This is a genomic window from Pseudoselenomonas ruminis (genome assembly GCF_008271295.1).
Lineage (GTDB): Bacteria > Bacillota > Negativicutes > Selenomonadales > Selenomonadaceae > Selenomonas_A > Selenomonas_A ruminis.
Genome location: NZ_VTOY01000003.1, coordinates 152,607 through 177,930, shown reverse-complemented (window position 1 = coordinate 177,930; position 25,324 = coordinate 152,607). Strand labels below are relative to the sequence as shown.

Below are 25,324 nucleotides of genomic sequence, written 5' to 3'. Positions count from 1 at the left end.
CTCACCCGGATATTCCTATCAGTTTATTCTCAGTATCTTCGTAGGAATCCACCTCAAATATCCCCTGACATAAGAAATCGTTAATGGAATCAATTTTCGCTATTGCTTCGTCAATCTTCGCACTCGACCCCTTAACATACGCGCCGATGTGAATCAAGTCCTCCGCATCGCGGTAAACAGCCATCAGCTGCCGCATCTGCTGCGCAGCTTTTAAATGTTCCGGCGATACGACCTCATTCATGACACGGCTGACACTCGGCATGATATCAATTGCAGGAAAGTGGTTCTGCGCGGCAATGTTACGGCTAAGAACAATATGCCCGTCCAAAATACTTCGGACCGCATCGGCAATCGGTTCATTCATATCATCGCCATCAACCAGCACCGTATAGATTCCCGTTATGGACCCCCGTTCACTGGTACCAGCCCGTTCGAGCAGCCGCGGCAGCATAGCAAATACCGATGGAGTATAACCACGGGTAGCTGGCGGCTCGCCAATAGTAAGTCCTACCTCACGCTGAGCCATCGCAAAGCGCGTAACCGAGTCCATCATCAAAATAACCTTCCGGCCCTGGTCACGAAAATATTCGGCAATAGCCGTAGCCGTCATAGCGCCCTTGATGCGGACAAGTGCCGGCTGATCGGAGGTAGCCACTACCACGACGGAACGCTTCATTCCCTCTTCGCCGAGGTCGCGTTCAATAAAATCACGAACCTCACGGCCACGCTCACCCACCAACGCAATGACACTGATATCTGCTTCAGTATTGCGGGCTATCATGGACAGCAGCGTGGATTTGCCAACACCCGAACCGGCCATAATGCCAATTCGCTGGCCCTCGCCCATAGTTATCAAACCATCGATAGCACGAACCCCTACATATAGATTCTCATGTATACGCGGCCGGCTAAGCGGTGCTGGCGGGTCAGCCTGCAAAGGATATTCTTCCCGGCAGAGCAGCGGTCCTTTATCATCCATAGGATTGCCCAGACCGTCCAGCACACGTCCTAAGAGTTCCGGCCCGACCTTTACATTGAGCATCTTTTGCGCTGACACAACTTCGCAGCCTGGCCCGATACCCTGCATCTCACCAACGGGCATCAGCATGACATATCCCTCTCGGAAGCCTACGACTTCCGCAGGGATAGGTGCCACATCTGCCAACCGCGAATGAACGTAACAAAGCTCACCAACACTGACCGTCGGGCCTTGCGACTCAATAACCAGTCCGATGACCTGCGTAACCTTGCCTGTCAGTTTCATAGACGGGCAAGTCCGTACAGCCTCGGTGAATTTGGCAATATTCAATTGGAAGCTTTTGTCGTTCTCTTCACTCATAGCATTACATCCCGTACCGCTTGTTTCAAAAGTTCTATCCTGGTAGCCAGGCGGGCATCGACACTGCCATTCGGCGTCTCGATAAGGCAATCCCCCGGTTTCAGGCTTTCATCCGACGTAACGGTCAGCACAGCATCGCCATAAGTCAAAATCGTACGGAACTCGTCACGAGCCATCAACACCAAATCATAGCTGTCCGGCGGAACATGAACAATGAGTTCCTTTTGATTTTTCACTTTGAGTATGGCCTCTTTTACCATGGGCAGGACCACCTGCGGTACATCGATAAAATGCTGAGGAAGCACCTTATCGACTACACTCATGGCGATGGTTATTACGTCCTGTTCTGCCTGCTGCACATAATCACGTGAAGCTTTGCGTGCGTCAGCCAGGGTTTTTTCCGCTTTGGCATTGGCCTCGCGGATGAGGTCTGCCATCTCCTCACGAACTTTTTGCTCTCCTTCGTCATGGCCAGCTTCATAGCCTTCTCTGCGGCCAGCCTGCTGAGCCTGCTCCTTGAGCGCATCGATTTCCTGCTGCGTTTCTGCCAGCAATCGCTCGCGTTCAGCCTGCGCCTCCTGTTTAATTATTTCGGCGTTTATCTTGGCATCTTTGAGCATTTCCGAGGCCCGCTGCTCTTTTCGAGCAATTTCAGCCATTATATGGGCGCGGGCCTCATCGTCCATCGTCATATCTGCCACAGACTCCTGTTTAGGTGGCTCCGGCGTATCGATAAAATGAGGGTTGTCTTTCCATACAGCGGCTTTGATAACCTTAGACAATCATCTCGTCTCCCTGTCCACGCGAAACAACAATCTCGCCCTTGTCCTCCAGTGTACGGATGACATTGACGACCTTCTGCTGGGCCTCTTCGACGTCGCGAATCTTGACCGGTCCCATGAACTCAATCTCTTCACGCAGCATATCGGCTGCACGTTTCGACATATTCTTGTAGACCTTGTCGGCAACTTCCTGTGGCGTAGCCTTGAGCGCCAGCGACAAATCTTTCGTATCCACTTCGCGAAGTACCATCTGCAACGAACGGTCGTCGAGCTGAACGATATCCTCGAATACGAACATGAGCCGTTTGATTTCCTCGGCCAGTTCCGGATTGTCCACTTCGAGGGTTTCGATAATGGACTTCTCGGTCGTACGGTCGACGCGGTTGAGCACCTCGACAATCGCCTTGACACCACCAGCAGAAGTGAAATCCTGCGTAACCAGCGTAGAAAGCTTGCGCTCCAGTACACGCTCAACCTCGCGGATAATATCCGGAGACGTGCGGTCCATTTGCGCAATTCGCTTCGCAACATCCGCCTGGGCATCCGGAGACAGCGACCCTAAAACGGTGGCTGCCTGGTCCGGATCCAAATACGCCATGATAAGCGCAATCGTCTGCGGATGCTCGTTCTGGATAAAGTTCATAAGCTGTGACGGATCCGTCTTACGCAAAAAGTCGAACGGACGAACCTGCAGGCTCGTAGTAAGGCGATTGATAATATCCATCGCCTTTTCGGACCCCAGCGCTTTTTCGAGTACGTTCTGAGCATACTCCAAACCACCGCTGGATATATAGTCCTTGGCCATAGCCATCTGATAAAATTCGCTGATTACCGCAGCTTTCTGCTCAGCGCTTACCTGCTTATGATTGGCAATCTCCAGTGTTATTTTTTCAATTTCTTCATCATCAAGATGCTGGAACAGCTTGGCCGAATACTCTGGTCCAAGTGCTATGAACAGTATCGCAACTTTCTCCTGATTGGAAAGTTCCGGCTCACTGTCTCCATACATATCAAATGCCATTTATTCTTCCTCCGAAAGCCAAGTCTTGATAAGCATAGCCACTTCGGCCGGCTTCTGATCGATGAGCTGCTGCAGCGTCTGTTTCTCGGTAAGATGACGCTGTTCCTCTTCGGTAAGCTCTTCTTCGCCAACTTCGCCAGCATCCACGCGTTCTGCCCTCTCTGCTGCCAAGCGTGCCTTCTCCTCTTCTTCGAGCCGTCTCTGCTCTTCGAGTGCGGCAAGCTCCTGCTGCTTTTTGCGGCGGCGCATCATGATAGCACCAACAATCAGTGCCAAAACCAACAATGCGGCAGCAATCTGCATGTAGAAAATGCGGTCTTCACGATCCTTGGCGGCCTGTTCTTCCGCAGCCCGGCGGTCTCTAAGCTCCGTACTGAACGGCAGTGGCTCAACGGAAATCGTGTCACCACGATCCTGATTGATACCAGCGGCGCTGCTTACCGTACGCATGATGCTGTCCTGCTGGGTTGCATTGACATCATCATTGACCAGCACAGCTACATTCAAACGGCGAATCGAACCTGGCGCAGCCACGACTTTCGACTTTTCCTCATTGATTTCGTAGTTTTTCGTCGATTCCTTTTTGGAATACTCCGCATTGGAGTTGCCATTCTGGGCAACATAGCCCGGAACATTTGACTGGACACCAGCTGCACCGCCCGGCTGAGTCGATGTGCCATTATAGGACTCGCTGACATCCTGTTGGCTGCGGATAATACCGGAGTCATCGACTACCGGCGTAAAGGTCTGCTTATCCGTTGTGCGGTCGTCGAAGTCAAGTTCGACATTTACCCGGGCAAAAGCGCGGCCTTCACCAAGCGACTGGTCTAAGAGTGTCTGGATACTCTTCTGGATGTTATCCTGAACCTTCTTGGTCATATCGAGCTGCGTCATGGTCTTTGCCCCGACGCTGTTTTCTTCGTTTTCATCCGGGTCATTGAGTATCTTGCCCGTGTCATCAACAATGGTGATGTTTTCCGGCTTCAGCCCCTGAATACTGTTGGCCGCGAGGTTAACAATACCTTTGATTTCCTTTTTGCTGAGTTCCGCCTGAGGTTTCAGCCGAAGCATAATCGAGGCCGTTGCCGGCTTCTCATTCTTCTTGTAAAGGCTGTCTTCCGGAAGAACGATATGAACCCGTGCCTTCTCTACCGCTTCAATCTGTTCAATCGTACGGGTGAGTTCCCCCTGAAGTGCCTGAAGGAAATTGACCTTGTTCTGGAATTCGGTAACACCAAGTTTGCTGTCATCGAAAATCTCAAAACCTTTATTGCCGCGCGGCAAGCCCTGAGAAGCCAAGTCCAGGCGGGCATCATGAACATTCTTGGATGGAACCAGGATAGTTGTTCCCTGCTTCGTTTCCTGCACTTCATAATTGATTTTTGATTCTTTTAATTTAGCCGCTACTTCACCGGCATCCTTTGCTTCCATATTGGTAAACAGAGGAACCATATCCGGTTTATTGCCATACCAGGCACTCAGGCCAATGATAGCAACGAGAATAGCCAAAGCGGACCCCAGCATAATATAGCGCTGGCGTTTGCTGAACCTGGTCCACAGGTTCTTATACCGCTCTTTCCAATCTCCCATGATCTCAATCCCTTCAAGTCAATTCTGTCTTTATCTGCTAAAAGTGCTATAAAAATTATACCTGCATCCGCATGATTTCCTGATAAGCCGAAATTGCACGATTCCGAAGCTGAAGGGTGAGCTGCAGGGCGATGTCAGCCTTCTGGCTGGCGATGACCACTTGTGCAACATCATCAATCTGTCCGGCTGCCAGCAGCGCATTCTGCCGGTCCGAATCCAGCTGGAGTTCATTCGTCTTCTTTAAAGCATCCTTCAGATACTCACCAAAGCCCTTTACTTCTTCTTTTGGCTGGGTCTCCCCTAAATGACTGTCGGCGTGCATCGACACCGGTGTCATCTGCAATGCTTGTATCTCCATAGCTCTATCCTTTCAAAAGCCGATATCTTAAGAATTTTGCTTATTTGCTGCCCATCTCTAATGCTTTCGTTACCATGGACTTAGCAGCATTGATAGTCGTCGTATTGGCTTCGTAAGCACGCGAAGCAGTAATCATATCGACCATTTCGGCCACAATATTGACATTTGGCCGTTCCACATACCCCTGGGCATTGGCATCCGGATGTCCCGGGTCATACACCAGCGGCCCCTGCGTATCATCCGTGCCAATGCTGACGGCGCGGACGCCATCGCCTGCTTCGAGTTTATTGACCGAACGCTGCAAAAAACTGGAAAAACTGTTTCCTGACTTCGCACGCGGCTCAAAAACCACATAACGGCGGTGATATGCACCGCCTTCCTGAGTCCTTGTGGTATTGGCATTCGCAATATTATTGGAAATAACATCCATACGAAGGCGCTCGGCTGTAAGTCCCGATGCTGCTGCATCGATTCCCAAAAACATGCTCATAAAGTTTCTCCTCTATCTCCCATCATCAGCTCTGACCACTGGTGATTACATTCTTCATCTTCGTCATGAAGCTCCCAAGCTCGGTGGACATGGCGTTGTAATAAAGCTGATTCTTGGCCAGGCTTGCCATTTCAATATCGATATCAACGTTATTGTTGTCCACACGCATTGTCGTCGTGCCATCCTCTTCGATTACAGCATGTACCTTGCCTGTCATTGCCATTGGCAGATGACGGTCATGCGTGCGTACCATCTGCACGCGTCTGCTGCTGTCTCCCAGATGCATTTCTTTTGCCAGCAAGTCTTCAAAATTAACCGCACTCCTTTTAAAGTTCGGCGTATTGACATTAGCGATATTGTTACTAATGACTTCGTGGCGCAAATTTGCAGCCTGAAGACCGCGGCCCAGATAGTCGAAGTTCGGCGAATTCATGATTTGTTCCAGCATTCCAGAATCACATCCTCTCTCGGATTTCAGCACCCGTTCATAGTTATCTTTTATTTATTTTCTACATAACCACTGCAACTCCTTCAAATTTTATCATTTTTTTCTTCTTTTTAGAAGTACCCTCTCTCTTTTTTTGCCAAAAAGAAAAAGGCTGATACATTTTTGTACCAGCCATCACTTCGAAAGACCTCAATCCTTCAATTTCTGAACCTCGTCGAGGAGATATTCATTGAGTACTTTTATATACGTGCCCTTCATGCCCAGGGATTTGGAAGTAATCACGCCTGCCGATTCGAATTTGCGCAACGCATTGACAATAACCGAGCGCGTAATCCGTACCTTATCGGCAATCTTCGAGGCAACAAGGTAGCCTTCTGTATCCTGCAGCGCCGAAAGAATTGCAATCGCAGCCTTGCGCTCAGAGAAAGAAAGCGTATTGAGGGCAATCTGAACCGTAGCTTTCTTTCGTGCCTCAATCTCAATCTTCTCCGCATGGTCGCGAAGCATTTCCATACCAACAACCGTAGCGCCATACTCGCAAAGGAGCAAATCATCATCGGTAAATTCTTCATCGTATTTTGCCACGATCAGCGTACCGATCCGCTCGCCCACGCCATAAATCGGGACAATCGTCGTGTTCTTGCCATTGAACATGCATTTCGTATTTTCTTCGTAGGCACACATGCCCGTCTTAGAGCGGAGATTTGCATTGGTCTCATCCATGCGGATAAGCCAATTCACATAATGCTTCGGAAATTCTCCCTGGTTGATGACCTTGTCGACCATCAAATCGCACTCGAAATCATCGACGAAGGCATAGCCAAAAATCTTTCCCTTGCGGTTGGTGATATAGACATTAGCCCCCAGTACATTGCTGAGTACACGGGAAATGCCATCGTATTCAACATTTTCCGAACGCTGGAGCAGACGGTTGATTTTTCTTGTTTTTTCAAGTAATGATGCCATTTAGATTTTCTCCTTTTCAAAATATTCCGATACACAATATCAGTTCGATAAATAATCCCATCACATGATTAAGGTTATTTTATCACATTTTTCAAAATAATCATAGATGCTGAACAATATTTTTAATTAAATTTTCGAAATATTTTCTTACGTAATAAACTAAGGACCTGAGACTCAGGCCCTTAATTTGCTGTGACACGAATAACCTTTACAAAATAAATTGCGACAGGTCACGGTTTACTACGATATCCGCCAGCTGCTTATCCACATACTCAGCATCAATAACCACTTGTTTTTCTTCCAGCTCCGGTGCTGAAAAACTAATTTCTTCCAATAGTTTTTCCAGCAGCGTGTGCAGGCGGCGAGCGCCGATATCCTCTGCCTGTTCATTGACATCACAAGCCAATTGCGCTAAGCGGGAAATCGCATCGTCCGCAAAGGAAAGCTGCACGCCCTCCGTTTCGAGGAGCGCCTCATACTGCTTGAGCAACGCATTGCGAGGTTCCGTAAGAATCTTTTCAAAGTCTTCCTTGCGCAGGGATTTAAGTTCCACGCGGATAGGGAAACGGCCCTGAAGCTCCGGGATAAGATCCGACGGCTTTGCCATGTGAAATGCACCCGCAGCGATAAACAGCACATGGTCGGTCTTCAGCGGACCGTATTTAGTCATAACGGTAGAACCTTCGACGATGGGCAGAATATCCCGCTGAACACCCTCACGGGATACATCTGCTCCCGAGGAATTCCCCTTAACGGCTACCTTATCAATCTCATCGAGGAATACGATACCGCTATGTTCCGCAACCTTTATCGCTTCATCGGCAACTGCTTCCATATCAATCAGGCGGTTGGCTTCTTCCTGCGTAAAAATCTTCCTTGCCTGCTCGACCGTCACCTTGCGCTTTTTATGACGCTTCGGCATCAGATTGCCAATCATATCCTGGAGGTTGTCGCCCATGCCCTCAAGGCTTGAACCAGCAAACATGCCAACCATCGGCTTGCCGGACTCTTCGACATCAATCTCGATGATTTCCTGTTCGAGTTCTCCATTTTCCAAACGCTTGCGAACCCATTCTCTTCCCGCCTGATATTTGGGTTCGGGTTGCGGCTCTTCCTGTGACTCTTCCTCTACACCGAAAAGGCGTCCCAGCGGATTCTGCGATTTTTTTTGTTCTGGCACAAACACATCAAGAATCCGTTCTTCGGCCAGTTCGGTTGCCTTTTCCTGAACTTCTTCAATGCGCTGCTGGCGAACCATGCGTACCGCCGTCTCTGCCAAGTCACGAATCATCGATTCGACGTCGCGGCCAACATAGCCAACCTCCGTAAATTTGGTAGCTTCGACCTTGATGAACGGTGCCCGGACCAATTTAGCCAGGCGGCGTGCTATCTCCGTCTTGCCGACGCCCGTAGAACCAATCATCAAAATGTTCTTCGGAATGACTTCTTCCTTCATGTCCGCAGCCAGCTGCCGGCTGCGCCAGCGGTTGCGCAGGGCAATCGCTACTGAACGCTTCGCCTCGTCCTGTCCGACAATGTATTTATTCAGCTCTTCCACGATTTGGCGCGGAGTCTGTTCATTTACACCAATTTCTGTCATTAGTCCAGTTCCTCCACCTTGATATTGTGATTCGTGTAGACACAGATATCAGCCGCAATTGTCAATGCTTCCTTGGCAATTTCACCCGCACTCATGTCCGTGTGTTTTACCATTGCCCGGCCAGCAGACAACGCATAAAAACCACCAGACCCAATCGCCGCTACATCGCCGTCCGGCTCAATGACTTCGCCATTGCCGGACAGCATCAGCATCGTATCCTGGTCAGCTACCAGCAGCAAAGCTTCCAATTTGCGGAGCACTTTATCCGTCCGCCATTCCTTTGCCAGCTCTACAGCCGCGCGCTGCAAATTGCCGTTATAAGACTCCAGTTTTGCCTCAAATTTCTCAAACAGCGTAAACGCATCTGCTACGGAACCGGCAAAACCAGCCAAAATCTTGTTGTGATAAAGACGGCGTACCTTGCGCGCATTAGCCTTCATGATAGTGTGTTCCCCAAAGGTAACCTGTCCATCACCAGCGATGGCCGTCTTGCCATCTTTACGAACCGCACAGATTGTCGTTGCATGAAATTGTGTTTCCATGGCATTACTCTCCAATCTTATCCTTAAACATTTCAATTGCATTCAGTGCCCGCTCTGCCAGACGCTGTTTTTTGAGCTTTTTATCCTTAATGTATTTGCCATTTTCATTGCGCATATCAATATCCGGCAAAATGCCAAAATTGACATTCATCGGCTGGAAGTGCTTGGCTTCACTAGTCGTTATGTAATGGCACAAGGCACCATGGCAGCTTTCTTCTGGGAATACCAGCGGCTCTTTCCCCATCGCCAGCCGTGCCGCATTAACACCGGCAATAAGACCGGATGATGCCGACTCAATATACCCCTCAACACCTGTCATCTGACCCGCAAAGAGCAGGGAATCTTCTCCGCGAAGCTGGAGGGTTGGACGCATGTGTTTCGGTGAATTCAAAAACGTATTGCGATGCATGACGCCATAGCGCAGGAATTCCGCATGCTCAAGGCCCGGAATCATGCCAAAAACCCGGCGCTGCTCCGGCCATTTTAAATGCGTCTGGAAACCAACGATATTGTAAAGCGTCGCACTGGCATTATCCTGCCGGAGCTGAACCACAGCATGCGGCCGGACTCCCGTTTCCGGATGTTCCAAACCTACCGGTTTGAGCGGTCCATAAAGCAGGGTGTCTTTCCCGCGGCTGGCCATAACTTCAACCGGCATACAGCCCTCAAAAAATTTCTCCTTCTCGAAATCCTTCGTTGGAGCTTTTTCCGCATTTACCAGCTCTGTCCAGAACGACTCGTATTCTTCCTTCGTCATCGGGCAGTTGATATAAGCCGCCTCGCCCTTTCCATAGCGGGAAGCACGGTATGCTTTGCTCATATCTACCGAATCGATGCTGACAATCGGCGCAGCAGCATCGTAGAAATACAGGGAATCATTTCCCGTGCGGGCCGCCACATCTTCGGCCAGTTTCCCGTCCGTCAACGGTCCGCTGGCCACAATGGTTATGGCATCATCCGCCAGCGGGATTTCCTCCAGTTCTTCATGGATTACGGTAATCCGCGGATGCTCCGAAACCTTTTTGGTCACGTAGTCACTGAAGCCATGACGGTCAACCGCCAAAGCGCCCCCTGCGGGAACCTTGGTAGCATCCGCCGCCTCCATGATAATTGAATTCAACCGGCGCATTTCTTCCTTGAGGACACCTACGGCATTCTCAAGACCTGCCCCGCGCAGGGAATTGCTGCAAACAAGTTCCGCAAAACCTGCCGTCTTATGGGCTGGAGTCGATTTGACCGGGCGCATCTCATAGAGGGTGACCTCAGCGCCAAACTGCGCTGCCTGCCAGGCAGCCTCGGAGCCAGCCAAGCCAGCTCCTATGATGATAACTTTTTTCATTCCTTCTTCTTTTCCTCTTTCGCAGCCTTTGCTGCCTTCTCCGCATCACGGGCTTTTTTCGCCTCTGCCCGCTGGCGCATCTTATCCAATTCCTTATTGATGGGATGGTCGATGCGCGTCTCACAAGCATCGTTGCTGCAGTAAAGCAGTGCCCGCCCATTTTTATAATGGTGTTTCAGCATAAATGCCCCGCATTTCGGACAGGTCTCCTTCTGCGGCTGATCCCAGGTCGTATAATCACATTCCGGATAATTCTTGCAACCGTAAAAATTCCGGCCGCGGCGCGTCTTGCGCTCTACAATCGAGCCGCCGCATTTCGGACACTTGACGCCCGTATCCACCAGCAATGGTTTGGTATTGCGGCATTCCGGGAATCCCGGGCAGGCCAGGAACTTGCCGAACCGGCCTTGTTTTACCACCATCATACGCCCGCAGAGTTCACATTTTACATCCGACACTTCCACCGGAAGTTCAACATGGCCAATGGCTTCGTCTGCTTTTTCCAGCGTCGTCTCAAAGGGGCCATAAAATTCCCGCAGAAGATTATTCTTCTCAACTTTTCCCTCGGCGATTTCATCGAGCTCATTTTCCAGATTCGCCGTAAACTTCACATCAACGATGTTTTTAAAATACTCTTCGAGCATGTCCACCACAACAAAACCCAGTTCCGTAGGCTGGAAATGCTTATCGATGCGCTGTACATAGCCGCGCGCCTGAATCGTTTCGATGATTGGCGCATAGGTACTCGGCCGTCCGATTTCTTTTTCTTCCAGCGTCTTTACCAAAGACGCGTCATTATACCGCGGCGGCGGTTCGGTAAAATGCTGCTGCGGCAGCGTTTTGGCCGTATTCAATACATCGCCTTCCGCCAGTTCCGGCAGCACAACGTCTTTTTCCTTTTTGGTAGAGTCGGCACCAGCATAGACGGCCGTGAAACCAGCAAACTTCAGTTTAGAGCCTGCTGCGCGGACCGTATAACGTTCTCCTGCCTTGATGGAAATACTCATCGTATCATAAACAGCAGCCGTCATCTGGCTTGCCGTAAAGCGCTGCCAAATCAGCGTATATAATTTGAGCTGATCTTTATTGAGGAATTTCTCAATCGCTTCCGGCGTCAGCGTAACGTTTGTCGGACGGATTGCCTCATGTGCATCCTGTGCCTTTTTCCCAGCTGCATAAACATTTGTTTTTTTGGGAACATACGCCTCGCCAAACTGTTCGCTGATAAAGGCACGGGCATCATTCTGGGCCAAATCCGAAAGGCGGGTTGAATCCGTACGCATATAGGTGATAAGACCGGTTGCCCCATGGCGGCCCAATTCAATTCCTTCGTAAAGCTGCTGTGCCAGCATCATTGTCTTACGCGAAGTAAAGCCAAGCTTACGGGCTGCATCCTGCTGCAGGGAACTCGTCGTAAACGGCGCCGATGGCTTACGGCGCCGCTCACTTTTCTTCACGGCATCAACTTTTAGTTCCTGTTTGTGGAAGTCGATGAGAAGTTCCTTCGTTTCCCGCTCGTTATGGAGGTCCAGCTTCTTGCCATCCACCTGCGTGAGTTCTGCATCGAACATCGCCGATTTTTCCTTGCGCAGTTTCAAGCCGACCGTCCAGTATTCCACCGAATCAAAGGCCTGGATTTCCTTTTCACGGTCACAGATGAGTTTTACCGTAACCGACTGCACGCGCCCTGCTGACAGTCCTTTGCGAACCTTGCGCCACAGAAGCGGCGAGAGCTTGTAGCCAACAATGCGGTCCAGCATACGCCTTGCCTGCTGTGCATCCACCTGATCGATATTGATAGCCCGCGGATGCTTTACGGCATCCTGTATGGCCGGCTTCGTAATCTCATTGAATACAATGCGGCAGTCTGCCTCGGGATCCAACCCCAAAATATACGACAGATGCCAGGCAATGGCCTCTCCCTCGCGGTCAGGGTCGCTTGCGAGATATACTTTATCGGCGTTCTTGGCATCCTTCTTCAGTGCCTTGATGAGGTCGCCTTTGCCACGGATATTTATGTACTTTGGCTCAAAATCATTCTCTACATCTATGCCAAACTGACTCTTCGGCAAATCGCGCAGATGTCCCATCGAAGCCCGAACCATATACTTGCGGCCCAGATATTTTTCAATCGTCTTTGCCTTAGCTGGTGACTCTACGATGACCAGTGTCTTCTTGACCTTGGCTTTAGTTTTTGTCTTTGCTTTTGTCTTGGTTTTCGTTGCTGCTGCAGTCAAACCATCACTCCCTCTCAGCACGCCTGTACGCGTGCAGCTCATTCTCTATAACAATGCCTTTAAGCTCCATTTGCAGGAGCAGAAAAGCCAGATTCGACATTTCTCCGTTGGGCAGGCTATCGAAAATCTCATCGATAGTCAACGGATGTTCAAAAGACAAAACCTGCCAAATCTGCCGTTCCTCCGGCGTAAACTGACGTCTTGCCTTTTGTTTCGGTGGTGCGGACAATCCATATTCCATGAGAATGTCCGCTGGTTCCTGTACCAGTTTGGCCCCCTGTTGAATCAAATGATTACAGCCCTGACTGGTCGCAGAGTAAATGCTGCCCGGAATGGCAAACACATCCCGGCCCTCCGAAAGAGAAAGTTCAGCCGTAATCAGTGAACCGGAATGCCGGGCCGCTTCTACCACGAGCGTTCCCTGTGACAAACCGCTTATTATACGGTTCCGGGCAGGGAAGAAAACCGGCAGCGGCTTTGTCCCCGGGCCATATTCCGACAGGACTACACCGCCTCTTTCCGGTATCTCACGCAAAAGCCGCTTGTTCTCCGCGGGGTAGGCCACATCCACGCCGCATCCCAGTACCGCTACCGTCCGGCCAGACTTCATCGCTCCCTTGTGCGATGCTGTATCAATCCCCCGGGCAGCACCGCTGACGATTGTCAGGCCAGCCGCTGCCAATTGCTTTCCAAATTCCAAAGCAATTCCTTCACCATAGGGTGTAAAGCGCCTGGCTCCAACCATAGCCACTCTTGCTGCTTCCGGCTGTAAAATTCCACGGTAGTAGAGAACCACGGGCGGATCAAAGATTTCCTTCAATATATTAGGGTAGCTTTCCTGCGTTATAGTACAAAGGCTTATCCCTAATCGTTGGCATTGCTCCGCCAGCTGTTCGGGCAAGTCCGGATTTTCCTTGCGGAAAACCGCCAAATTCTGCGCCTGTACAAAAGACATTTTCCCCACGGCACTAAGTGCCTCCAAAGATGCCTGCCAAATCGCGGCCGCCGATGCAAACCGGCTGAGCAGTTTTTGTATATTCCGGCTTCCCAAGCCGCGGCAGCGGGCCAATGCTGCCAGATAATAGTTATCCTCGGATTTCATTTTATCGCCATCCTTAGACCTATACATTTGTTTATCTTAACGAAAATTTATGTTGAATGCAACACTTTCCCCAACAATTTCATAAAAATTTTAAGTAGTTGTATCGAAATGTAAACAGTATAAAAGGCCATCAGCCAATATTCGGCTGATGGCCCAACAGATTCGTTTTATCCCTGAACGCGAGTTGTTTCGACTTCAACATAATCGATAGGACCAGAAATAGGAACAGACGGTTTGCGAATCCGTGCCGTCACCGTACGGAAATGCGGATATTTTGCCAACAGCTTATCCCCGATATGTGCCGACAATGCTCCTAACATCTGGAAGCGTTTATTCTCTGTTACGTCCTTGACGATATCATAAATAGCAGCCGGGTCAACACCGTCTTTGACATCATCGGTTTCCGCCATGCGGTCGTCTTTTGTCTCAATCTCGATGTCGACATAAAATTTTTGGCCCTGCTCGCGCTCATACTCATAAACACCATGGAAGCCATAGAACATCATATTGTGGATTCTAACCTTTGCCATCGTAGTCACTCCTCATTTCAAATGATACCATTTTTTACATCTTGCAACTCACAAAAATCCTCATTGCTTCTGGTTACCTTATTTCGTGACCCTTGGCAAAAATCCTGCCTGTTTCCTGAATATTTCCGAATATTTCTATGTTATTGGGTAAAAAGCTCATCCCAAAATGCATACGCGACCATCAAAAAAATCAATAAAAGCAAAAATAAATCGCCCATCCGGCACCTCCGACACAAAATCAATAAAAAAATTGGAGAGGTCTATGCCTCTCCCAAAAAACTGGTCATAATTACATTACCCGGCGAGCGCCGATGTAGCAGGAGCCCCAGTAAGAGCTATCCAGCGACGCTACACTGACACCGCGGCTGGACGACGCATTGATGAACTTGCGGTCACCAAGGTAGATGCCGACGTGGGATGCACCCGGCTCATACGTCGAGAAGAATACCAGGTCACCTGGCATGAGTTCGCTGTCAGAAACATACGAACCAGCCTCATACTGGACATCAGCCGTGCGCGGCAGAGAAATGCCAGCATGTGCAAAGACATACTGAACGTAGCCAGAGCAGTCAAAACCATTCGGGGTCGTGCCACCGAATACGTACGGAACGCCAAGATACTGCATCGACTCATCGATGACTGTACGCTTGATGTAGTTGGAACCATGCGATACTGCCGGCATCGTCTTGCCGAGCAGTGCCGTGTAGGTCGTAGAACCGACCTGTCCATCTGCATTCATACCGTGCGAACTCTGGAATGCCTTTACAGCTTCAGCCGTGGCCGGACCGAAGTCACCATCAGCTGATACATCGTAGCCGAGACGGACCAATTGTCCCTGAATCTCTGCTACATCGGTGCCCTGATCACCCACGCGGAATGCCGAAGCACCACATACGGAAAACCAGCACATAAGGATCATGGATAGCGCAAATACACGCATTGCTTTACTCAAAAAGCCAACTCCTCTCTCTATTCGCCTACGAGGTTAGCTGCCGGGCTCGGGTAGAGAAGACCACCCGCTTCAGTATCATGCTGCCATGAGTCTGACGTTCGCCCCAAAATATCTGGTTCCCCCGCTCCTGGGCTGGATTCGGCTTATTCTTATGTAAGGACCCAATTTATATAATACGGCAAAAACCGCATTATTCCTTCTTGTTACTAATGTTTTTCTCAGTTAGTCTTAATCTGGCTTATTTTTTCAGCTTCTTTTCAGAAAGCTGCCAGACATGAAAATTGGCTGCCATCGCTGACAGCCACAATATTCATCTTACGTTGCTATAAGCAATCAATAAGCCGAGTTTTGTTCCGCTTGCGCGGTGACAATCATTTATCTAGGCACGGCAGTTGCCTGCCGGCTCAAGCGACTCAACCCGGAAGGTTCCGCGGGCCGCATCATCCCTTCCCTATTTGGTCTTGCTCCGTGTGGGGTTTACCCAAGCCAGCCAGTCACCTGACTGCTGGTGCGCTCTTACCGCACCTTTCCACCCTTACCTGACAAGTCAGGCGGTCTAAATCTCTATGGCACTATCCCTAAGGTCACCCTCGCTGGACGTTATCCAGCACACTGCCCTGTGGAGCCCGGACTTTCCTCATCTGCCTTCAAGAGGCAGCCGCGATTGTCTTGACAACTTATATCAACGTTGCATATTATAGCACAATTAGCACGTCTTTGTCAAACCAGGTACTAATCTGCTCTTTCGACTATAATTTTAATTGTTTTCTAATAAATTAAGGACATTTGCCCTTTTCTTATTTCTTATTTTTTTTTATAATTGTCCTATAAGTTTTAACTTTTCAGAATTGATTTTGAGAAAGAAGGAAAACATCATGGCTACACCTCATATTGGCGCTGAAAAAGGCGATATCGCAGAGCGCATCCTGCTGCCGGGCGACCCGCTTCGTGCAAAATTCATTGCGGAGAATTTCCTCGACAACCCAAAACAATATACCTCCGTCCGCAATATCCTCGGTTTCACCGGTACCTACAAAGGTGTTCCTGTTTCGGTTCAGGGAACTGGCATGGGCATTCCGTCCATCTCCATCTACACCCACGAACTCATCCATTCGTTTGGTGTCAAGAAACTGTTCCGCGTCGGTACCTGCGGTGGTATGCACCCGGATGTCAAACTGCGCGACGTACTGATTGCGCAGGGCGCCAGCACGGATTCTTCGATCATTAAGAACATCTTTGGCGGCTCCATCAACTATGCACCGCTGGCAGATTTTGACCTTCTCTCGAAGGCTGTGGAAAACACGAAGAAGCTGAATCTGCATGCAACGGTCGGCAACATCATTTCCGTAGACCGCTTCTACGATGATGAAATCGACAACGAAAAGCTCCGCAAATACGGCATCCTGGCTGTTGAAATGGAAGCAGCTGCCCTCTACACGCTGGCTGCTGAAGCTCACGTTCAGGCTCTTGCTCTCTTCACGGTCAGCGACCATCTGCTGACGGGTGAGGCTTGCTCGGCGGAAGAACGTCAGACTTCCTTCAACGACATGATAAAAATTGCCCTCGAAACGGCAATCGAAGACTAATCCATCCGGATTTATACAAAAAGAACCGCTATTCGCCATGCGAATAGCGGTTCTTTTTGTATCAGGCGTTCTGCAAAAACGCCGTATAGCCTTTGCAGGCCTCGTACACATCCACCTTGCTGGTTGCTTCCCAAGGAGCGTGCATGCTCATGACACCAACGCCACTGTCAATTACCTGCATTCCATACAAGCTCATGATGTAGGCAATGGTTCCACCGCCGCCCAAATCGACCTTGCCCAGCTCAGCCAGCTGATAATGAACGTTGTTGTCATCCATAATCCGGCGAAGTTCAGCCAGATATTCTGCATTGGCATCGTTGGAACCCGATTTGCCGCGGGCGCCTGTGAACTTATTGAACACCATGCCCTTGCCAAGATAGGAAACATTCTTCTTATCGTACGCACTGGCATACAAAGCATCATACGCACTCGAAACATCCGAGGAGAGCATTTTGCAATTTGCCAGCGTGCGGCGCAACGTGAGATCGCTATAAGAGCCGCAGGCATTCAGCAGTTCGGCCACAACATTTTCAAAGAAACGGGACTGCATGCCTGTTGCCCCCACACTGCCAATTTCTTCCTTATCGACCAGCAGGCAGCAGGCGGTGCGGCGCATTCTGCCTGTAGCCAGCATTGCCACCAGCGATGTATACGCACAAACGCGGTCGTCCTGGCCATACGCCAACGTCATGCTGCGGTCAAAGCCAAGCTCACGCGCTTTCCCAGCCGGAACCAGCGCCAATTCTGCGGAACGGAAGTCCTCTTCCTCGATATCGTACTTATCTTTAATAAGCTTCAGGACACCTGCTTTTACTGATTCCTTATCGTCCTTTTTCAGCGGATAATTGCCAACGAGGATATCCAAATCCTCCCCTTCTACGACTTTGGCAGCATTTTTTTTCATCTGCTCCTGCGAAAGGTGAATCAAAAGGTCCGTAACACAGAATACCGGGTCCGACTCGTCCTCACCGATGCAAATCTCGATGACGCGGCCATCTTTCTTAGCTACTACGCCATGAAGCGCCAACGGCTGGGTAACCCACTGGTATTTCTTTATGCCGCCGTAATAATGGGTATCGAGATAAGCCAATCCGCCATCCTCATAGAGCGGATTTTGCTTCACATCCAGCCGGCAGGTATCGATATGAGCGCCAAGGATGTTCATTCCCTGCTCCAGCGGCTCTTCACCAAGATTAAAAAGAACCAGTGCCTTCTTCATATTGACGGCATATACCTTATCGCCAGCCGAAAGCTTTTCGCCTTTTTTTACCACGTCCATAAGGTCACGATAACCGGCAGCCTCAGCCTGCTTGACAGCCTCCGTTACGCTTTCGCGCTCAGTCTTGCATTTGCTCAAAAATTCACGATAGCCCGCATTGAGCTTCTCGAGTTCCTGTTTTTCCTCATCACTATACTGGCTCCAAACGGATTTTTTTTCTTCTGCCATACTATTACTCCTCTTATCCCCGCTTGGGGAACATCGTTAAAAGAATTCTTCAATGATATCTAAAAAATCCTGCCGCGATTCAGCTTTATTGAATCTATCCCGCAGCACGGCTCCATGGGTTATTCCCCGCGTATACCAGGTAGCATGCTTGCGCATCTCGCGCGGCCCGACATAGTCTCCCTTGTACTTCAACAACAGGTCCAAGTGGCGGATAATCACTTCCGCCCGTTCCTTCATCGTCGGCCCTAAGAGCATCTCGCCTGTTTTCCAGTAATGCGTGAGCTGTTTAAATATCCAGGGATTGCCCTGCGCTGCCCGGCCGATCATAACCCCATCTGCCCCCGTAACGGCCAGAATTTTTTTAAGGTCATTGCAGCTGCGTACATCACCATTGGCAATAACGGGAATCTTGACACTTTGCTTTACCTTGGCAATTATCTCCCAATCCGCGTTATCACGATAGAACTGTTCACGGGTCCGGCCATGGACCGCAATCGCATCAACACCTGCCTCCTCGGCAAGCTTTGCCATTTCAAGGACATTGACATGTTCTTCGTCCCAGCCCTTGCGCATCTTGACAGTAAACGGCATCTTGATAGCTTTGCGGATAGCGGACAAAATCGCAAACGCCTTCTGCGGTTCGCGCATCAATGCCGAACCCTCGCCATTTTTGACAATCTTAGGAGCCGGACACCCCATATTGAAATCGAGAATGTCTGCTGTCCCCAAATCTTCAACGTATTTCGCTGCCTCAGCCGCCATCTCCGGCGTGTTGGCAAAAATCTGCATAGCAATCGGCCGTTCTGCCACTTCCGTCTTCAGCATCTCCAGCGTGCGCTCATTGCGGAAATGAATCCCCTGGCTGCTGACCATTTCAGCATAGCAAAGCGGGCACCCCATATCATGCGCAATAATGCGGTATGCCGTGTCCGTCACGCCCGCCATAGGAGCCAGAAATACCGGCACTTCAAAATGGAAAGTTCCGATATTCATGCTCATGCTTCCGTCTCCCTCTGCAGATGGTCCGCATTGCGCCCTTCCCGGCGGTCGGCGTTGCGCTCATAAAGCGCCTGCAGTCCCGTAAGCGTCAGGAAATGGTCTACCTTATCGATCGTAGAGGACTCTTTGGCAATCATGCGCGAAAGGCCGCCGGTGGCAATAACCTTCATTTCCTTGCCATATTCCCCCTTGATGCGCCGCACAATCTCGTCAATCTGGCCGACGTAGCCAAAGATGATACCGGCCTGCATGCCTTGAATGGTATTGCGGCAAATAATCTGTTTAGGCGGTACCAGCTCAATGCGCGGAAGCTGTGCCGCCCGCTGGAATAACGCATCGGCACTGGTTCCGATTCCCGGTGCGATGACGCCGCCGAGGAAATCCCCCTCATCGCCGACGACATCAAACGTAGTTGCCGTACCGATATCGATGACAATCAGCGGTCCGCCGTACTGTTCATAAGCACCGACGACATTAACAATTCGGTCGGCACCAATTGCCCGCGGATTTTCATAGTGCAGTTTGATGCCAGTTTTGATTCCCGGGCCTACGACCAGCGGACGGATATGGAAATAGCGCTCACACATTTTCACCATAGGAACGACCAGCGGCGGTACAACCGACGAAATGATGATCGCATGGATATCCGTCATGCGGATGCCCTGATAATTAAACAAATCATTCATGAGCATACCGTACTCGTCACCGGTTTTCTGGCGGTCTGTCGAAATTCGCCAGTGTTTGACCAGCTTCTTGCCTTCATAGGTTCCCATGACAATATTGCTGTTGCCAATATCAAAAACTAATAACAAAAGGGTTCCTCCTCTAATCATGCAGAACTATCCGCATGGTTTTCTCTTACTTTCTTGGCCGGATGGAGACATCGCCTGCCAGCACGCGGTGACATCCGTCCTCCGCATCAACGAGCAGTGCTCCATCTTCATCGATGTCGACCGCTGTTCCCACGTATTCCTCGCCATCGCGGACACCGATTACGCGGACTTCCTGGCCCAAAGTGACTGAATACTTCCGCCATGCATCCATAACTGGTGCAAACCCTCTGGCCAGGACCTCATCGTAGAGCTTATCCATCGCTTCGAGCATGGTCTGGAAAAATTTCACCCTTGGAACCTTTTCGCCATGATTGACCAGCTGAAGCGATGTCGCTTTATCCCGTATATCTTCAGGGAAATCCTCTGGCAGGATATTTACATTGATGCCCGTTCCAATGACGACATAATTGATGCGGTCCATTTCCGCACTCATTTCCGTCAAGATTCCCACCAATTTCTTATTTTCAAAGAGAATATCGTTCGGCCATTTTATGCCCGCTTCAAGGCCGAATTTCTCCATCGCCATTGCCACAGCCACCGCCGCCATCAGCGTGCACTTTGGTGCTTCCTGCGGCATAAACGGCGGACGCAGGATAACCGAAAACCAGATTCCCTTGCCTGCTGGCGAAAAGAATTGGCGCTCCAGCCGCCCTTTGCCACCAGTCTGCTGCTCGGTCACGACAATGGTGCCATCGAGAGCTCCATCAGCCGCCAGCTGTTTGGCCCAGGTATTGGTGGAGCCCAGCGTTTCTTTAAAGTGAATGTCCCGCCCGATACAGCGCGTCTTAAGGCCATGCCGGATTTCTCCGGGAAGCAGCCTGTCCGGTGCCTCACGAAGCGAATACCCGCTTCGCGAATGGCTTATGATATCATATCCTTCCTCACGCAGTTCACGGATATGTTTCCATATTGCCGTCCGGGATACGCCGAGGCGGTTTGCCATTTCTTCCCCGGAAATATACTGCTCGCCGGCACGGCGCAAAATATCAAGAATCTCAGTACGCAATGGAAATCCTCCTTTGCTCTATTTCACACCTGTTCATTATACAACGAAAAGAACCATTAAAAAAGACCTTCTGTTACAGAAGGTCTTTTCCTTATCCGCCTCAGCGGTCGTAATGCGTGACATTGAATTTTGGTTCCGCTTTGTCTTCTTTCTCCGCGTCCGTTTTTTCCTCTGCCGCGTCATTCTCGTCTTCCTTTTCCTTACTGGCAGCATCCGTATCGTCCTGCTGCTCGTTTTCCCCGACTGGTGCCGGGTCAAAGAAGGACCAATCGTCTTTCTTCTTTTCAAAGTTCAAGGAATCCGTTGTATTTTTTTCTTCGTCATCGGCCAGCTTGCCAGTTGTCAGCAATTCTTCAAGCTGTTTAGCCGTCAGCGTCTCACGCTCCATAAGTGCCTGTGCGATAAGCTCGAGCTTGTCGCGGTTTTCCGTGATAATTTCACGGCAGGCCTCATAGGCTTCTTCCAGATATTTACGGACTTCTTTATCAATCTCACTGGCAACTTCTTCTGAGTAGTTGCGCTCATGATTGATATCTCTGCCCAGGAATACCTGATGATTCTGGCTCTCGCCATAAGCCACCGGACCGAGGACATCGCTCATGCCGTATTGCATGACCATACCGCGTACCATACGGGTTGCCTGCTGGATATCCTGCGAGGCTCCCGTACTGATTTCCTTCAGCACGATTTCCTCTGCCACCCGGCCGCCCATAGCTACCTTGAGACGGTCGAGGAGTTCGGATTTGGTTGCATAATTGCGGTCTTCCTTCGGAAGCATCAGCGTATAACCGCCAGCGCGGCCACGCGGAATGATGGTAACCTTATGTACCGGATCCGCATGCTTGAGCATCATGCCCACGAGCGTATGACCACCCTCGTGATATGCCGTCAGGCGCTTCTCTTCATCGTTCATGATGTGCGATTTGCGCTCTGGACCTGCCATTACACGCTCAATGGCTTCTTCGAGTTCCTGCATGAAAATCTTTTTCTTATCCCGGCGGGCAGCCAAGAGTGCTGCCTCATTGACCAGGTTGCTGAGGTCTGCGCCAGTAAAGCCCGGCGTACGGCGGGCAAGGATATCAAGATCGGCATCCTCCGCTACTGGTTTCCCCTTGGTATGAACCTTGAGAATAGCCAGACGGCCGCGTACATCCGGCTTATCGACAACAATCTGGCGGTCGAAACGGCCCGGGCGCAGCAGTGCCGGATCAAGAATGTCCGGACGGTTCGTTGCCGCGATGATGATAATGCCTTCATTAGCAGCAAAACCATCCATCTCGACAAGCAGCTGATTCAGCGTCTGTTCGCGCTCATCGTGGCCGCCGCCGACGCCAGCACCACGCTGACGGCCGACTGCATCAATCTCATCGATGAACACGATACACGGTGCATTTTTCTTCGCCTGATCAAAGAGATCACGAACACGGGATGCACCAACACCGACAAACATCTCTACGAAATCCGAACCGGAAATCGAGAAGAACGGAACACCAGCCTCACCAGCGACAGCACGCGCCAGCAAAGTCTTACCAGTACCCGGAGGGCCAAAGAGCAGCACACCTTTTGGAATGCGGGCGCCAAGGTCATTGTACTTTTTCGGATGTTTGAGGAACTCGACAACTTCCTCAAGTTCCTGTTTCGCCTCATCAGCACCAGCAACATCCTTGAAGTTCACCTTGATTTTGTCCGCTCCGCTCATACGGGCACGGCTCTTGCCAAAGGACATGACGCGGCCGCCGCCCCCCTGGGTCTGCTGCATGATAAAGAACCATACACCCACCAGCAGGAGAATCGGCAGAACCGACGAGAACATCGTCGACCACCATGGCGGCTCCGGCGGATTCTCAGCGGCAATCTCAACATTCTTGCTGCTGAGCTTCTGATAGAGCTGCGGGTCATTATTCGGGGCATCCGGTGTGATGGTCGTGAACTCCGTACCATCGGAAAGCTTTCCACGGATCGTATTCTGGATGATTACGACCTTTGATACTTCACCGTTATCCACCTGCTGCAGGAACTGCGTATACTCGATTTCCTGCTTGGTTGTGTTCTTTGTTGAAAAATAGTCGATAATGGAAATTGCGACCAGGATAATCAACAGGTAGAACCCTACATTTCGTAGAAACTTATTCAATCCATTGCCCTCCCTTTCCGGAAGCTTTTAAAAGGCTCCTGCGGATTTATTTGTTTGGCATACTCAGGCGTAAATCTCCGGCTTCAAAACACCGATGTACGGCAGGTTGCGATATACCTCTGCGTAATCTAAGCCATAGCCAACCAGGAATTCATCCGGTACTTCAAAACCGCAGTAGTCAATATTGACATCCACCACGCGGCGGGACGGCTTCGAAAGCAGCGAACAAAGTTTGACGCTTTTCGGTTTGCGCTCTTTGAAATACTTCATAAGATAATTCATGGTCGTACCCGAGTCTATTATATCTTCAATAATGATGAGGTGTTTTCCTTCTACATCATAGTCAAGATCTTTTAAAATTTTAACCGTACCGCTGGTAGACGTGCCATTTCCATAGCTTGAAGCAATCATGAAGTCAAAATGAACCGGCAAATCAATCTGACGAACAAGGTCCGTATAGAACATAACAGCACCTTTAAGAATGCCTACGCAGAAAATCTCCTCTTTGACATCCTTATAGTCTTCCGTAATCTGACGGCCAAGCTCCGCAATTTTAGCCTGAAGCGTCTCCTCCGAATATACTACCTTCTCGATATCGTCGTTCATCATGATAAATGTTCCTCTCTTCTTTGAATCTTGAGATATAAGAATTTCTTCTTAGCTGTTGTATGATTATCCACCGGACACAAGGTACTGCGCCGATGGCCCACAACCCATAATATTTCGTGACCTGCTGCGATAAGCGGCAGCCGGCCGCGCTCCTCCTGGGGAATCTTGTCGTCAATCAGCAGCCGCTTGAGTTTCTTGCGCCCGCCTGCCAATTGAATCACATCGCCCGCCTGCCGCTGGCGGATGACCAACGGCTCCGAAAACTCCTCAGGATAAAAGTAATATTCCCATGGACCAGTAGCAGCCGGCAGTGCCTCCAGCCAACTAGCCTCACAGCAGTAATTTCCCCAAACGGTCCTGCCAGGTATTTGAAGCGGTACCGCCGGCAAAGTCTCAGCCTGGCCGTCTAAAATACCTGGCTGGCCGCTTAGCCGCCCGTAGGCAAGGCGCAGCCGCCAGCCCCCCGGCAGTTCCAAACGGCTTCCCGTCCGGTTTTCCAAGCATAGCCTGCGCACGTCTTCTGCCTGTACAAAGCTCAAATCACAGCTGCTGCCCGTAAGACAGTGCCAGAACCGCCGGACAACACCGCGTTGCAAAGCCAGTGGCAATTGCGCAAAAGGTCCGGTAAAAAGCGCAACGTCATCCGCGAGCTCAACCAAAGGATGTTTCCAAATGGCATCCACCCGGGACTCAATATAATCGCTTTCCGCAGCGGCAATATCTGCCAGCTGGCATAACGCCTTCGACAGTTCCGGATTATACGCGTGCCGCAAGGCGGGCAGGGTTCGCAGCCGCAATAAATTGCGCGTGCAGTCTTCCTGCTGGTTCGTACTGTCCTCCCGCGGTAACAAATGCATACGCGCACACCACTGACGAATTTCCTGTTTGGTTACGCCCAAAAAGGGGCGCAGGATATGACCAGCCGTGCCACTTTTCGGACGCATGGCAGCCAGGCCATCCGTTCCCGTCCCCCGCAAAATGCGCATGAGCACTGTTTCTGCCTGGTCATCCGCATGATGCGCTACCGCTAAAAAATCCAGCGACAATTCCCGCCGGGCATTTTCCAAGAACGCATACCTAAGCTTCCGGGCCGCCGTTTCCAGCGAGAGCCCGTTTTCCGCTGCATAAGCCGGCACATCTCCGCTTCCCATCCGGAAAGGGATGCCGTGCTGCTGGCAAAAGGACTGCACAAAAGCCGCGTCCTCCTTGGATTCCGCACCACGGATGCCATGCTCAAAATGAGCGGCAGCCACCCGAAGCCGGTACCGTCCGCGCAGCTGCCACAACAGCATAAGCAGCGCCAAAGAATCCGGTCCGCCCGAACAGGCCACGAGGATTCCGGCCCCCTTCGGCAACAGGTCATGCTGCCGGCAGAACGTTTCTACCTTTTCCATCATAACCCTATCACCAAGCT

At 50.5% G+C, this 25,324-nt stretch carries 23 protein-coding genes, 1 other RNA gene and 1 riboswitch; of the genes, 1 reads left to right on the top strand and 23 read right to left on the bottom strand.

From position 1 onward, the window contains the following. Window position 1 precedes the first annotated feature (1 nt). The 16 genes from fliI to rnpB form a co-directional block, all read right to left on the bottom strand. The gene (fliI, locus tag FZ040_RS06300) at window positions 2-1,339 is read right to left on the bottom strand and encodes a flagellar protein export ATPase FliI (protein WP_149171222.1); all 1,338 of its coding nucleotides are present in this window, start codon (window positions 1,337-1,339) and stop codon (window positions 2-4) included. Then, complete coding sequence (locus FZ040_RS06295) at window positions 1,336-2,121, bottom strand: FliH/SctL family protein (protein WP_149171221.1); 786 nt, start codon at window positions 2,119-2,121, stop codon at window positions 1,336-1,338. The genes fliI and FZ040_RS06295 overlap by 4 nt, the downstream gene beginning before the upstream one ends. Beyond that, window positions 2,114-3,142, bottom strand: coding sequence for a flagellar motor switch protein FliG (gene fliG, locus FZ040_RS06290; RefSeq protein WP_143558676.1), 1,029 nt, complete (start codon window positions 3,140-3,142; stop codon window positions 2,114-2,116). Before fliG ends, FZ040_RS06295 begins: the two co-directional genes overlap by 8 nt. Further along, a complete protein-coding gene (gene fliF, locus FZ040_RS06285; protein ID WP_149171220.1) occupies window positions 3,143-4,732 on the bottom strand; it encodes a flagellar basal-body MS-ring/collar protein FliF in 1,590 nt (529 codons plus the stop codon). 55 nt (window positions 4,733-4,787) lie between these two features. After that, window positions 4,788-5,090 carry a flagellar hook-basal body complex protein FliE gene (gene fliE / locus FZ040_RS06280; protein ID WP_149171219.1) on the bottom strand — a complete coding sequence of 101 codons (303 nt, stop codon included), beginning with the start codon at window positions 5,088-5,090 and terminating at the stop codon, window positions 4,788-4,790. A 40-nt stretch (window positions 5,091-5,130) separates the two neighbouring features. Continuing rightward, the gene (gene flgC, locus FZ040_RS06275; protein WP_074514390.1) at window positions 5,131-5,580 is read right to left on the bottom strand and encodes a flagellar basal body rod protein FlgC; all 450 of its coding nucleotides are present in this window, start codon (window positions 5,578-5,580) and stop codon (window positions 5,131-5,133) included. Window positions 5,581-5,605: 25 nt separating this feature from the next. Next, window positions 5,606-6,028: a flagellar basal body rod protein FlgB gene (gene flgB / locus FZ040_RS06270; RefSeq protein ID WP_149171218.1), complete on the bottom strand. Its 423-nt coding sequence runs from the start codon at window positions 6,026-6,028 to the stop codon at window positions 5,606-5,608. A 189-nt stretch (window positions 6,029-6,217) separates the two neighbouring features. Next, complete coding sequence (gene codY, locus FZ040_RS06265) at window positions 6,218-6,994, bottom strand: GTP-sensing pleiotropic transcriptional regulator CodY (RefSeq protein WP_033169862.1); 777 nt, start codon at window positions 6,992-6,994, stop codon at window positions 6,218-6,220. 208 nt (window positions 6,995-7,202) lie between these two features. Further along, a complete protein-coding gene (gene hslU, locus FZ040_RS06260) occupies window positions 7,203-8,594 on the bottom strand; it encodes an ATP-dependent protease ATPase subunit HslU (protein ID WP_149171217.1) in 1,392 nt (463 codons plus the stop codon). After that, window positions 8,594-9,136: an ATP-dependent protease subunit HslV gene (hslV, locus tag FZ040_RS06255; protein WP_149171216.1), complete on the bottom strand. Its 543-nt coding sequence runs from the start codon at window positions 9,134-9,136 to the stop codon at window positions 8,594-8,596. The genes hslU and hslV overlap by 1 nt, the downstream gene beginning before the upstream one ends. Before the next feature lie 4 nt (window positions 9,137-9,140). Continuing rightward, the gene (gene trmFO / locus FZ040_RS06250; RefSeq protein ID WP_149171215.1) at window positions 9,141-10,475 is read right to left on the bottom strand and encodes a methylenetetrahydrofolate--tRNA-(uracil(54)-C(5))-methyltransferase (FADH(2)-oxidizing) TrmFO; all 1,335 of its coding nucleotides are present in this window, start codon (window positions 10,473-10,475) and stop codon (window positions 9,141-9,143) included. Beyond that, entirely contained in the window at window positions 10,472-12,754 is a 2,283-nt protein-coding gene (topA, locus tag FZ040_RS06245) for a type I DNA topoisomerase (RefSeq protein WP_149171214.1), read from the bottom strand. Before topA ends, trmFO begins: the two co-directional genes overlap by 4 nt. After that, a complete protein-coding gene (gene dprA, locus FZ040_RS06240; RefSeq protein ID WP_149171213.1) occupies window positions 12,717-13,814 on the bottom strand; it encodes a DNA-processing protein DprA in 1,098 nt (365 codons plus the stop codon). The genes topA and dprA overlap by 38 nt, the downstream gene beginning before the upstream one ends. A gap of 167 nt (window positions 13,815-13,981) precedes the next feature. Further along, window positions 13,982-14,344, bottom strand: a complete 363-nt coding sequence (gene folB / locus FZ040_RS06235) for a dihydroneopterin aldolase (RefSeq protein ID WP_033169856.1) — start codon at window positions 14,342-14,344, stop codon at window positions 13,982-13,984. Between the two features lie 289 nt (window positions 14,345-14,633). Beyond that, window positions 14,634-15,284, bottom strand: a complete 651-nt coding sequence (locus FZ040_RS06230) for a C40 family peptidase (protein ID WP_173662983.1) — start codon at window positions 15,282-15,284, stop codon at window positions 14,634-14,636. 18 nt (window positions 15,285-15,302) lie between these two features. After that, window positions 15,303-15,450: riboswitch (cyclic di-AMP (ydaO/yuaA leader) on the bottom strand. Between the two features lie 168 nt (window positions 15,451-15,618). Next, window positions 15,619-15,976, bottom strand: an RNA gene (gene rnpB, locus FZ040_RS06225) — RNase P RNA component class A. A 195-nt stretch (window positions 15,977-16,171) separates the two neighbouring features. Here rnpB and deoD point away from each other — a divergent pair. Next, window positions 16,172-16,882 carry a purine-nucleoside phosphorylase gene (gene deoD, locus FZ040_RS06220; protein WP_074514377.1) on the top strand — a complete coding sequence of 237 codons (711 nt, stop codon included), beginning with the start codon at window positions 16,172-16,174 and terminating at the stop codon, window positions 16,880-16,882. A gap of 61 nt (window positions 16,883-16,943) precedes the next feature. Here the strand turns inward: deoD and FZ040_RS06215 are convergent, their stop codons facing one another. The 7 genes from FZ040_RS06215 to tilS all read right to left on the bottom strand — a co-directional run bounded on the left by FZ040_RS06215 (window position 16,944) and on the right by tilS (window position 25,307). Further along, on the bottom strand, window positions 16,944-18,329 hold the full coding sequence (locus tag FZ040_RS06215; protein ID WP_149171212.1) for an aminopeptidase: 1,386 nt from the start codon (window positions 18,327-18,329) through the stop codon (window positions 16,944-16,946). Window positions 18,330-18,365: 36 nt separating this feature from the next. Further along, a complete protein-coding gene (gene dusB, locus FZ040_RS06210) occupies window positions 18,366-19,322 on the bottom strand; it encodes a tRNA dihydrouridine synthase DusB (RefSeq protein WP_149171287.1) in 957 nt (318 codons plus the stop codon). Between the two features lie 2 nt (window positions 19,323-19,324). Further along, entirely contained in the window at window positions 19,325-20,140 is an 816-nt protein-coding gene (locus FZ040_RS06205; protein WP_149171211.1) for a type III pantothenate kinase, read from the bottom strand. Between the two features lie 46 nt (window positions 20,141-20,186). Further along, window positions 20,187-21,167, bottom strand: a complete 981-nt coding sequence (locus FZ040_RS06200) for a biotin--[acetyl-CoA-carboxylase] ligase (protein WP_149171210.1) — start codon at window positions 21,165-21,167, stop codon at window positions 20,187-20,189. A 100-nt stretch (window positions 21,168-21,267) separates the two neighbouring features. Beyond that, a complete protein-coding gene (gene ftsH, locus FZ040_RS06195) occupies window positions 21,268-23,301 on the bottom strand; it encodes an ATP-dependent zinc metalloprotease FtsH (protein ID WP_149171209.1) in 2,034 nt (677 codons plus the stop codon). Between the two features lie 63 nt (window positions 23,302-23,364). Beyond that, a complete protein-coding gene (gene hpt / locus FZ040_RS06190) occupies window positions 23,365-23,910 on the bottom strand; it encodes a hypoxanthine phosphoribosyltransferase (RefSeq protein ID WP_033169849.1) in 546 nt (181 codons plus the stop codon). Next, window positions 23,907-25,307, bottom strand: a complete 1,401-nt coding sequence (tilS, locus tag FZ040_RS06185) for a tRNA lysidine(34) synthetase TilS (RefSeq protein ID WP_149171208.1) — start codon at window positions 25,305-25,307, stop codon at window positions 23,907-23,909. Before tilS ends, hpt begins: the two co-directional genes overlap by 4 nt. Between the last annotated feature and the right edge of the window lie 17 nt (window positions 25,308-25,324).

Bases quoted from the DNA above. Each gene is read 5' to 3' on its own strand.
- FZ040_RS06230 (WP_173662983.1), bottom strand. From the start codon at position 15,284: ATGCGTGTATTTGCGCTATCCATGATCCTTATGTGCTGGTTTTCCGTA.
- deoD (WP_074514377.1), top strand. From the start codon at position 16,172: ATGGCTACACCTCATATTGGCGCTGAAAAAGGCGATATCGCAGAGCGC.
- flgC (WP_074514390.1), bottom strand. From the start codon at position 5,580: ATGAGCATGTTTTTGGGAATCGATGCAGCAGCATCGGGACTTACAGCC.
- folB (WP_033169856.1), bottom strand. From the start codon at position 14,344: ATGGCAAAGGTTAGAATCCACAATATGATGTTCTATGGCTTCCATGGT.
- fliI (WP_149171222.1), bottom strand. From the start codon at position 1,339: ATGAGTGAAGAGAACGACAAAAGCTTCCAATTGAATATTGCCAAATTC.
- dusB (WP_149171287.1), bottom strand. From the start codon at position 19,322: ATGAATATCGGAACTTTCCATTTTGAAGTGCCGGTATTTCTGGCTCCT.
- fliG (WP_143558676.1), bottom strand. From the start codon at position 3,142: ATGGCATTTGATATGTATGGAGACAGTGAGCCGGAACTTTCCAATCAG.
- hslU (WP_149171217.1), bottom strand. From the start codon at position 8,594: ATGACAGAAATTGGTGTAAATGAACAGACTCCGCGCCAAATCGTGGAA.
- tilS (WP_149171208.1), bottom strand. From the start codon at position 25,307: ATGATGGAAAAGGTAGAAACGTTCTGCCGGCAGCATGACCTGTTGCCG.
- hslV (WP_149171216.1), bottom strand. From the start codon at position 9,136: ATGGAAACACAATTTCATGCAACGACAATCTGTGCGGTTCGTAAAGAT.
- dprA (WP_149171213.1), bottom strand. From the start codon at position 13,814: ATGAAATCCGAGGATAACTATTATCTGGCAGCATTGGCCCGCTGCCGC.
- topA (WP_149171214.1), bottom strand. From the start codon at position 12,754: ATGAGCTGCACGCGTACAGGCGTGCTGAGAGGGAGTGATGGTTTGACT.
- FZ040_RS06215 (WP_149171212.1), bottom strand. From the start codon at position 18,329: ATGGCAGAAGAAAAAAAATCCGTTTGGAGCCAGTATAGTGATGAGGAA.
- trmFO (WP_149171215.1), bottom strand. From the start codon at position 10,475: ATGAAAAAAGTTATCATCATAGGAGCTGGCTTGGCTGGCTCCGAGGCT.
- codY (WP_033169862.1), bottom strand. From the start codon at position 6,994: ATGGCATCATTACTTGAAAAAACAAGAAAAATCAACCGTCTGCTCCAG.
- flgB (WP_149171218.1), bottom strand. From the start codon at position 6,028: ATGCTGGAACAAATCATGAATTCGCCGAACTTCGACTATCTGGGCCGC.
- hpt (WP_033169849.1), bottom strand. From the start codon at position 23,910: ATGATGAACGACGATATCGAGAAGGTAGTATATTCGGAGGAGACGCTT.
- fliF (WP_149171220.1), bottom strand. From the start codon at position 4,732: ATGGGAGATTGGAAAGAGCGGTATAAGAACCTGTGGACCAGGTTCAGC.
- fliE (WP_149171219.1), bottom strand. From the start codon at position 5,090: ATGGAGATACAAGCATTGCAGATGACACCGGTGTCGATGCACGCCGAC.